The sequence below is a fragment of the Thermocatellispora tengchongensis genome, assembly GCF_014202315.1.
Taxonomy (GTDB): Bacteria; Actinomycetota; Actinomycetes; order Streptosporangiales; family Streptosporangiaceae; genus Thermocatellispora; species Thermocatellispora tengchongensis.
Genome location: NZ_JACHGN010000054.1, coordinates 1 through 7,910, shown reverse-complemented (window position 1 = coordinate 7,910; position 7,910 = coordinate 1). Strand labels below are relative to the sequence as shown.

Annotated in this window: 7 protein-coding genes; 4 read left to right on the top strand and 3 right to left on the bottom strand. The window is 69.6% G+C overall.

From position 1 onward, the window contains the following. Nucleotides 1-1,074, top strand: a 1,074-nt coding sequence (locus HNP84_RS50820) for a penicillin-binding transpeptidase domain-containing protein (RefSeq protein ID WP_281396549.1), incomplete at its 5' end; no start/stop codon positions are given. On the opposite strand, the gene HNP84_RS50815 is transcribed toward HNP84_RS50820, so the two are convergent. Further along, entirely contained in the window at nt 1,071-1,802 is a 732-nt protein-coding gene (locus tag HNP84_RS50815) for a PIG-L deacetylase family protein (RefSeq protein WP_185057375.1), read from the bottom strand. The two genes, HNP84_RS50820 and HNP84_RS50815, sit on opposite strands and share 4 nt — an antisense overlap. Nucleotides 1,803-1,909: 107 nt before the next feature. Here HNP84_RS50815 and pcrA point away from each other — a divergent pair, with 107 nt between their 5' ends. Next, on the top strand, nt 1,910-4,195 hold the full coding sequence (gene pcrA / locus HNP84_RS50810; protein WP_376772047.1) for a DNA helicase PcrA: 2,286 nt from the start codon (nt 1,910-1,912) through the stop codon (nt 4,193-4,195). 9 nt (nt 4,196-4,204) lie between these two features. On the opposite strand, the gene HNP84_RS50805 is transcribed toward pcrA, so the two are convergent. Both HNP84_RS50805 and HNP84_RS50800 read right to left on the bottom strand, forming a co-directional pair. Next, a complete protein-coding gene (locus HNP84_RS50805; RefSeq protein WP_185057374.1) occupies nt 4,205-5,167 on the bottom strand; it encodes a hypothetical protein in 963 nt (320 codons plus the stop codon). A 211-nt stretch (nt 5,168-5,378) separates the two neighbouring features. After that, on the bottom strand, nt 5,379-6,284 hold the full coding sequence (locus HNP84_RS50800; protein WP_185057373.1) for a hypothetical protein: 906 nt from the start codon (nt 6,282-6,284) through the stop codon (nt 5,379-5,381). A gap of 229 nt (nt 6,285-6,513) precedes the next feature. On the opposite strand from HNP84_RS50800, the gene icmB reads away from it, so the two are divergent. After that, nucleotides 6,514-6,921, top strand: a complete 408-nt coding sequence (icmB, locus tag HNP84_RS50795; protein WP_185057372.1) for a coenzyme B12-dependent isobutyryl CoA mutase small subunit — start codon at nt 6,514-6,516, stop codon at nt 6,919-6,921. Nucleotides 6,922-7,137: 216 nt separating this feature from the next. After that, nucleotides 7,138-7,910 (top strand): ATP-grasp domain-containing protein (locus HNP84_RS50790; RefSeq protein WP_185057371.1); only part of this gene is annotated, 773 nt, incomplete at its 3' end.

Below are 7,910 nucleotides of genomic sequence, written 5' to 3'. Positions count from 1 at the left end.
TTGGTGGAGCCGGGGACGGGTGCGATCAAGGCGATGGCGGCCAGTCGTGAGTACGGTCGCAACAAGGCGCGCAACGAGATCTCCTACAACCTGGTGGCGGACGCGGCGCATGGGGGTGGGGTGGGGTTCCAGGCCGGGTCCACCTTCAAGACCTTCACGCTGCTGACGGCGCTGAAGGAGGGGATGCGGATCGACGACGGCTTCACGGCCGGAGCGGGATTCCGGGCCTCGGGCTACTCGGCCTTCAAGAACTGCAAGGGCGAGAACGTCGGCGACCCCACCCACACCGTGACGAACGACGAGGGCAGTCCGGGCTGGAGGACACTGCAGACCGGCACCTGGGGTTCGGTGAACACCTTCTTCATGGTGCTGGAGCAGCACGTCGGCCTGTGCGACACGGTGGAGACGGCCAAGTCGCTGGGCATCCACCGTTCCGACGGGCTGAAGCTGCAGGAGTACGAGACCTTCACCCTCGGCATCAACGAGATGGACCCGGTGACGGTCGCCAACGCCTACGCGGCCATCGCGGCGCGCGGCAAGTACTGCGCGCCGATGGCGATCACCGAGATCACCGACCGCTACGGCACGGCCACCACCTACAGGCCACGATGCCGCCAGGCCCTGGAGCCCGAGGTCGCCGACGCCGCCGCGCACGTGCTGTCGGGGGTCTTCACCCGGGGCACCATGCGCGGCGTGGGCGGCGTCGGCCGTGACGCGGCCGGCAAGACCGGCACCACCGACGACTACGCCACCGCCTGGTTCGCCGGGTTCACCCCGGATCTGGCGGGCGCTGTGGGCATCGGCGACCCGCGCGGGTCGAGCGAGCACAAGCTCACCGGCGTCACGATCGGCGGCAGGTACTACGGCGCGGTGGCGGGCGCGAGCCTCCCGGGCCCGATCTGGAAGGACACCTTCCTGGCCGCTCTGGAGGGCTCTCCGCCCAGGTCGTTCACCCCGATCGACACCGCGCGGTTCGGCGGCTGCGGCCAGAGCTGCCGCCCCGACCCGGAACCGTCCGAAGACGAACCCGAGGACGTGACCGAGGACGTGATCGAGGAGGACCAGGAGGACTAGGCCGTGGGGACGCGCTGGAACGCCTCGGCGTAGCGGCCCTCGGGCAGGCCGCCGGCGCGGGCCAGCGCGCTCCAGCGGGACCGGACGAAGTCGTCGAAGTCGTCGCGGTGGGAGACCTGGCTGACGTGGGCGTGCAGCGCGGCGAGCTTGCGGTCCAGGACGTCGGTGATGTCCACGTAGTGGTCGGGGGAGGGGCCGCCGGTCAGCCACACCTCGCGCACGGTCCAGGCGTCCAGGCCCTCATCGCGCAGCAGCTCGGGGAACGCGTACGGGTTGCGCGCGTCGGGGTAGACCGCGTCGAGCGCGGCCCCGCCCACGGCGCGGTGGTCGGGATGGCTCGGGTAGACCACCGCGTAGTTGCGCTCCGGGCTGTGCGTGATGACCAGGTCGGGGCGCACCTGCCGGATCACCCGGGCGATGTCGCGGCGCAGGCCGAGGCCCGGCTCGACGGTGCCGTCGGCGTAGCCGAGGAAGCGCACGTCGGTCACGCCGATCGCCTTGGCCGCCGCGATCTGCTCGCCCCGGCGCAGCTCGCCCATGCCGCGGTTGTCCAGCTCGCGGTCGAAGCCCCCGGCGTCGCCGTCGGTGACGACGAGGTAGGTGACCTCGATCCCGCGCTCGACGAAGCCCGCGATCGTGCCGGCCGCGCCGAAGTCGACGTCGTCGGGGTGGGCGGTGACGGTCAGGACCCGGCTGATCTCGTCGTGGACCTCGCTGTCTGCCGGCACGCACGCCTCCCGCGGTCGAGTTGTTCTTCGTGCGGCGCAACACGGCGTACCGCGCGACTATTCCGGTGCGGGCACTGGTTGTCGGTGCCCGGCCATAACCTAGGGACGTGCCCACCGTCTCTGTTGACCACCCCTTGCTCGACGGCCTCAACCCGCAGCAGCGCGACGCGGTCGTCCACCACGGCAGCCCCCTGCTCATCGTCGCCGGCGCAGGCTCGGGCAAGACGCGGGTGCTGACCCACCGCATCGCGTACCTGCTGGCCGAGCGCGACGTGCGGCCCCAGGAGATCCTGGCGATCACCTTCACCAACAAGGCCGCGCGCGAGATGAAGGAGCGCGTGGACAAGCTGATCGGGCCGCGCTCCAAGGCGATGTGGGTGATGACCTTCCACAGCGCGTGCGTGCGCATCCTGCGCCGCGAGGCCAAGCACCTCGGCTTCCCGAGCAGCTTCTCCATCTACGACCAGGCCGACTCGCAGCGGCTGATGGCGATGGTGTGCCGCGAGCTCGACCTCGACCCCAAGCGCTACCCGCCCCGCTCGTTCTCGGCACAGGTCAGCAACCTGAAGAACGAGCTGGTCGACTACGAGACGGCCGCCGACAAGGCGAGCACCCACCTGGAGAAGACCCTGGCCTCGGCCTACCGGGCCTACCAGGAGCGCCTGACCGAGTCGGGCGCGATGGACTTCGACGACCTGATCATGCTGACGGTCAACCTGTTCCAGGCGTTCCCGCAGGTGGCCGAGCACTACCGGCGGCGGTTCCGGCACGTGCTGGTCGATGAGTACCAGGACACCAACCACGCGCAGTACATGCTGATCCGCGAGCTGGTGGGCCACCCCGAGATCAAGACGGTCGACGGCGACGTGGTGCGCGAGGGCGTGGAGCGCTCCGAGCTGTGCGTCGTGGGCGACGCCGACCAGTCGATCTACGCCTTCCGCGGCGCGACGATCCGCAACATCCTGGAGTTCGAGCGCGACTACCCCGACGCGCGCACGATCCTGCTGGAGCAGAACTACCGCTCCACCCAGACCATCCTGAACGCCGCCAACGCCGTCATCTCCCGCAACGAGGGGCGCAAGCCGAAGAACCTCTGGTCCGACCAGGGCGCCGGGCCCAAGATCGTCGGGTATGTCGCCGACAACGAGCACGACGAGGCGATGTTCGTCGCCCAGGAGGTCGATCGGCTCTCCGACGACGAGGGCGTGCAGCCGGGCCAGGTGGCGGTGTTCTACCGCACCAACGCGGCCTCCCGGGTGTTCGAGGAGATCTTCATCCGCACCGGCCTGCCGTACAAGGTCGTGGGCGGGGTGCGCTTCTACGAGCGCAAGGAGGTCCGCGACCTGCTGGCGTACCTGCGGCTGCTGGCCAACCCCAACGACGTCGTGTCGCTGCGCCGGGTGCTGAACGTGCCCAAGCGCGGCATCGGCGAGCGGGCCGAGGCCATGATCGAGGCGTACGCCGCGCGCGAGCGCGTGCCGTTCTGGGAGGCGCTGCGCCGCGCCGAGGAGGCCCCGGGCATCGCCACCCGCTCCCTGAACGCGATCAAGGAGTTCGTGGCCCTGATCGAGGAGCTGCGGGTCAAGGCCGAGGGCATGCCGCCCGCCGCGCTGGCCGAGGAGGTGCTGCAGAGCACCGGCTACCGCGCCGAGCTGGAGGAGTCCGGCGACCCGCAGGACGAGAGCCGCCTGGAGAACCTGGACGAGCTGATCTCGGTGGCCGCGGAGTACGAGGAGGCCAACCCCGAGGGCACGCTCACCGACTTCCTGGAGCAGGTGTCGCTGGTGGCCGACGCCGACCAGATCCCCGAGGGCGACGGCGGGCAGGGCGTGGTCACGCTGATGACCCTGCACACCGCCAAAGGGCTGGAGTTCCCGGTGGTGTTCCTCACCGGGCTCGAAGACGGCGTCTTCCCGCACATGCGCTCACTGCACGAGCCGCGGGAGCTGGAGGAGGAACGCCGGCTGGCGTACGTCGGGATCACCCGGGCGCAGCAGCGGCTCTACCTCACCCGCGCCGCCGTGCGCAGCTCGTGGGGCGGCGCGCCGTCGTTCAACCCGGCCTCCCGGTTCCTGAGCGAGGTGCCGGGCGAGCTGGTCGACTGGCGCACCGACCCCGAGAAGAGCGCCTGGCAGGCCGCCACCGCCCGCCGCGGCGGCGCTCCGGCGGGCTCCGCCGGGGCGGGCGGCCGGAGCGCGGGCGCGGGCGGCGGGGGCGGCGCCAAGCCGGTGCCCAGCCTCGACCCCGGCGACCGGGTCACCCACGACAAGTTCGGCCTGGGCACGGTGATCTCGGTCGACGGGGTCGGCGACAAGGCCAAGGCCAAGATCGACTTCGGCTCGGCGGGGGAGAAGACCCTGCTCCTGGTCTACGCCAAGGTCGAGAAGCTCTGATCCGGGCGGCTACTCGGCGAGCGGGTTGAGCGGGATCGGCATCTCCGGCACCTCTCCGGTGAGCTCGTCGCCGGTGGCGACCTGGCTCGCGGGCGGCGGGGTGATTCTCACCCTGCCGCCCCAGCCGGCGAAGCGGGTGTCGGTGACGTACGACGTCTCCACCGTGGTCGTGCTCACCAGGGACGCGGTCCACGAGCTCCACGAGCGGCGTACGAGCTGGTCGGAGCCCAGCCACAGCCGCCAGGAGATCTTGACCTTGGCCGACTTGCCGGTCGGCTTGCGCTGCCCGACCATGGCGCGGAACGACGGCGATACCCGGTACAGCTCGGCGAAGGTGATCGTGCCCTGGTAGAGGGTGGTCCGCACGCCGTCGTACGTGCCGCCGGGCCGCTTGACCGAGGCCCTGGCCAGCACCGCCTTCAGCGTGCCCGGCTCGATCGGGTTGACCGTGGCCGTGGTCGCCACCGGCAGGATGCTCTTGTCCTCCACCAGCGCCCACTTCTTGCCCTCGGGGATGAAGGAGGCGAAGATCCCGCCCGAGTAGTACGCGCGCCCCTTGAAGGTGAGCGCTCGCGTCGGGGCGGCGAAGTCGCCGAGGTCGCCGAACTCCTCCTCCAGCTCCTTCAGGTCGCCGAGGTCGGTCCTGGTGGTGATGTCGGTCGCGGTGACCTTGCCGCCGCCGAACGCCAGGGTCCCGGTGGCGGTGGCCGCGATGCGGCTCTTCTTGCCGTTGACGTAGGTCCGGGTGGCGTCCTTGACCGTGATCCCCCGGCCGACCACCAGGTGGCGTTCGAGCGCCTCGACCGGCTTGACCGGCTTCGCCGAGTTGGCCGACTTCGCCGAAATGGCAGACTTGGCCGACTCGGCGGCCGTGCCTTCCGTCGCGGCAGCGCTCGCCGCGGTGGCCGTGACGCCGGTGGTCAGGGCCGGCGCCACCAGGGCCATGGCCAGCACGGCGATCCGTCGCCTCATTGCAGGTGTCCTCCCGTCCGTGCCCGTGCCACGTCGCGCCGGGCTGTCGCGTGATCTTCGCAGGATGAGGTCTCGTTCCCGTCACGACCGCCCGTCTCCGGCTCGCGGAACCGGTCGAAACGGGCACGAGCCCGGCGAGACATCCTCGCCGGGCCCGCGCCGCGCCGCCGGTCCCGTTTCCGGTTCACTGCGGTAACCGGGGGAGCCGAGGCTACTGAATCGGGTTGAACTCGGTCGGCAGCTCGGGCAGCTCCTGCTCCACGGCGTTCTCGTCCACGATCTGCGCGGCCGGCGGAGCCTTGACGTACGTGCCGCGGCCCCAGTCGCTGTACCTGGTGTCGGTGCTGTCGGTCAGCGTGGTGGAGCCGATCTTCTCGGTGTTGGTGGCCAGAACGCGGCGGGGCAGGCCCTTGCCGTCGAACCAGATCTTCCACGAGATCTTGGACTTGGCGGAGCTGCCCGTCGGCTTGCCGAACTTGGTCCGGTACGACGGGGACAGCTTGTAGAGTTGGGCCAAGGTGATCTTGCCGCTGTAGACCGTGGTGCGCGCACCGTTCACCACGCCACCGGGCTTGCCCGAAACTCCGGCGAGCAGGTTCTTCACCGTCGTCGGGTCCAGGGCGTCAACCGGCTGGGTGTTCGGGATTTCCATGTCCTCGGCGGCCTTGCCGGTGACCCAGGTCTTACCGTCGGGCAGGACGTTGGTGTACTCGGGGTTGGTGAAGTAGGTCTTGCCCTTGAGCTGGATGACCCGGGTCGTGGACGTCAGGGCCTTCAACGGGTCGATTTCGGCATTCGCGGTGTCCTTGAATTCGTCGCTCTCCCGCAGGAGCTCCTTGAGCTCCGGATCGAGCTGGTAGCGGAAAGAAACGTCCGCTGCCGCGGGCTTTCCCTTGCCGAATTGATAGGCGCCGTTGCTCTTGAGGGCGATCAGGGTCTCGCCGTTGCCGGCGAGCCTGGAGACCTCGGTGAACTTGACTCCGTAACCAGGGCTGACGTACTTCTTCAGGGCCTTGGCGGGGTCGACCGGAGCGGCAGCCTGGGCGCTTGCGGGGGTGGCCGTAGCCAGCGCAGGCGCGATCAGCGCCGCGGCCAGGACGGCGATCAGTCGCCTCATTCTAGTGGATTTCCTCCCGTGGTTGCCCGTGGTGATCCACAGGCGTGCCCGGAACATAATGGCGACCAATGATCACGAGAGTATCACGGTATTCGGGATTTTTTGTGGACGCACGGTATGTGTTCGATGTATCACGCAGGTTCTGTTCGCGGTCAACCTCGGTCGTGTACGCGGTAAGCCTGAACGGTTACGCTGCGAGAAAGTGGAACGTTGTAATGGGAGGTCTCGCATGGAGACGGCGCCGAGGATCAGGGTGGTCATCGCCAAGCCGGGGCTCGACGGGCACGACCGCGGCGTCAAGATCGTGGCGCGGGCGCTCCGCGACGCGGGCATGGAGGTCGTCTACACCGGGCTGCACCAGACGCCCGAGCAGATCGTGCGCACGGCGCTCCAGGAGGACGCCCAGGCCATCGGGCTGTCCATCCTGTCGGGTGCCCACATGACGCTGTTCGCGCGGGTGCTCGACCTGCTGCGCGAGCAGGGCGCGTCGGACATCGTGGTGTTCGGCGGCGGGATCATCCCCGAGGCCGACATCCCCGAGCTGACCCGGCTCGGCGTCGCCAGGATCTTCACGCCCGGGGCGAGCATGGAGGAGATCGTGGAGTGGGTGCGCAGCGCGGTGCCGGCGCGCGTCTGACACCCGATATAGCCGCATTTATCACGCTTTAGCGTGATCTCACGGCGCGATGACCAGCGCCAAAGTCGGACCCGATGGCCCCGGCACTTATCCCGGGAGGCTAGGCTGCACACGCGAAAAACGCCAGGCTTCCGGCAGTTCATGGATGACCCGGGCCTGGCCCGCCGACCAGACCAACGAATCATCAGCAAGCCGGACAAGCAAGGACGGACCCTCGTGGACCTGTTCGAACATCAGGCGAAGGAGCTCTTCGCGGCGTACGGCATTCCGGTGCCGCGCGGCATCGTCGCCCACACGGCGGAGGAGGCGCGCGAGGCGGCGCTGCAGCTCGCCGGCCGCGTCGTCGTCAAGGCCCAGGTCAAGACCGGCGGCCGCGGCAAGGCGGGCGGCGTCAAGCTCGCCGAGGACGCCGCCGACGCCTACCAGAAGGCCACCGAGATCCTCGGCATGGACATCAAGGGCCACACGGTGCACAAGGTCCTGATCGAGGAGGCCAGCGCGATCGCGGAGGAGTACTACTTCTCCTTCCTGCTCGACCGCGCCAACCGTACCTTCCTGGCCATCTGCTCCGCGTCGGGCGGCATGGACATCGAGGAGGTCGCGCACACCACCCCCGAGAAGGTGGCGCAGATCCCGATCTCCCCGCTCACCGGCGTCGATCGCGCCAAGGCCCGCGAGATCGCCCAGGCCGGCGGCCTGCCCGCCAACGCGGTCGAGGGCGCGGCCGAGCTGATCGAGCGGCTGTGGTGCGCGTTCGTGGACGAGGACGCCACGCTGGTCGAGGTCAACCCGATGATCCTGGCGGCCGACGGACAGGTGAAGGCCCTCGACGGCAAGGTGACGCTGGACGACAACGCCGCCTTCCGCCAGCCCGACCACGAGGCCCTGGCCGATAAGGCCAGCGAGGACCCGCTGGAGGCCGCGGCCAAGGCCAAGGACCTCAACTACGTCAAGCTGGACGGGTCGGTGGGCATCATCGGCAACGGCGC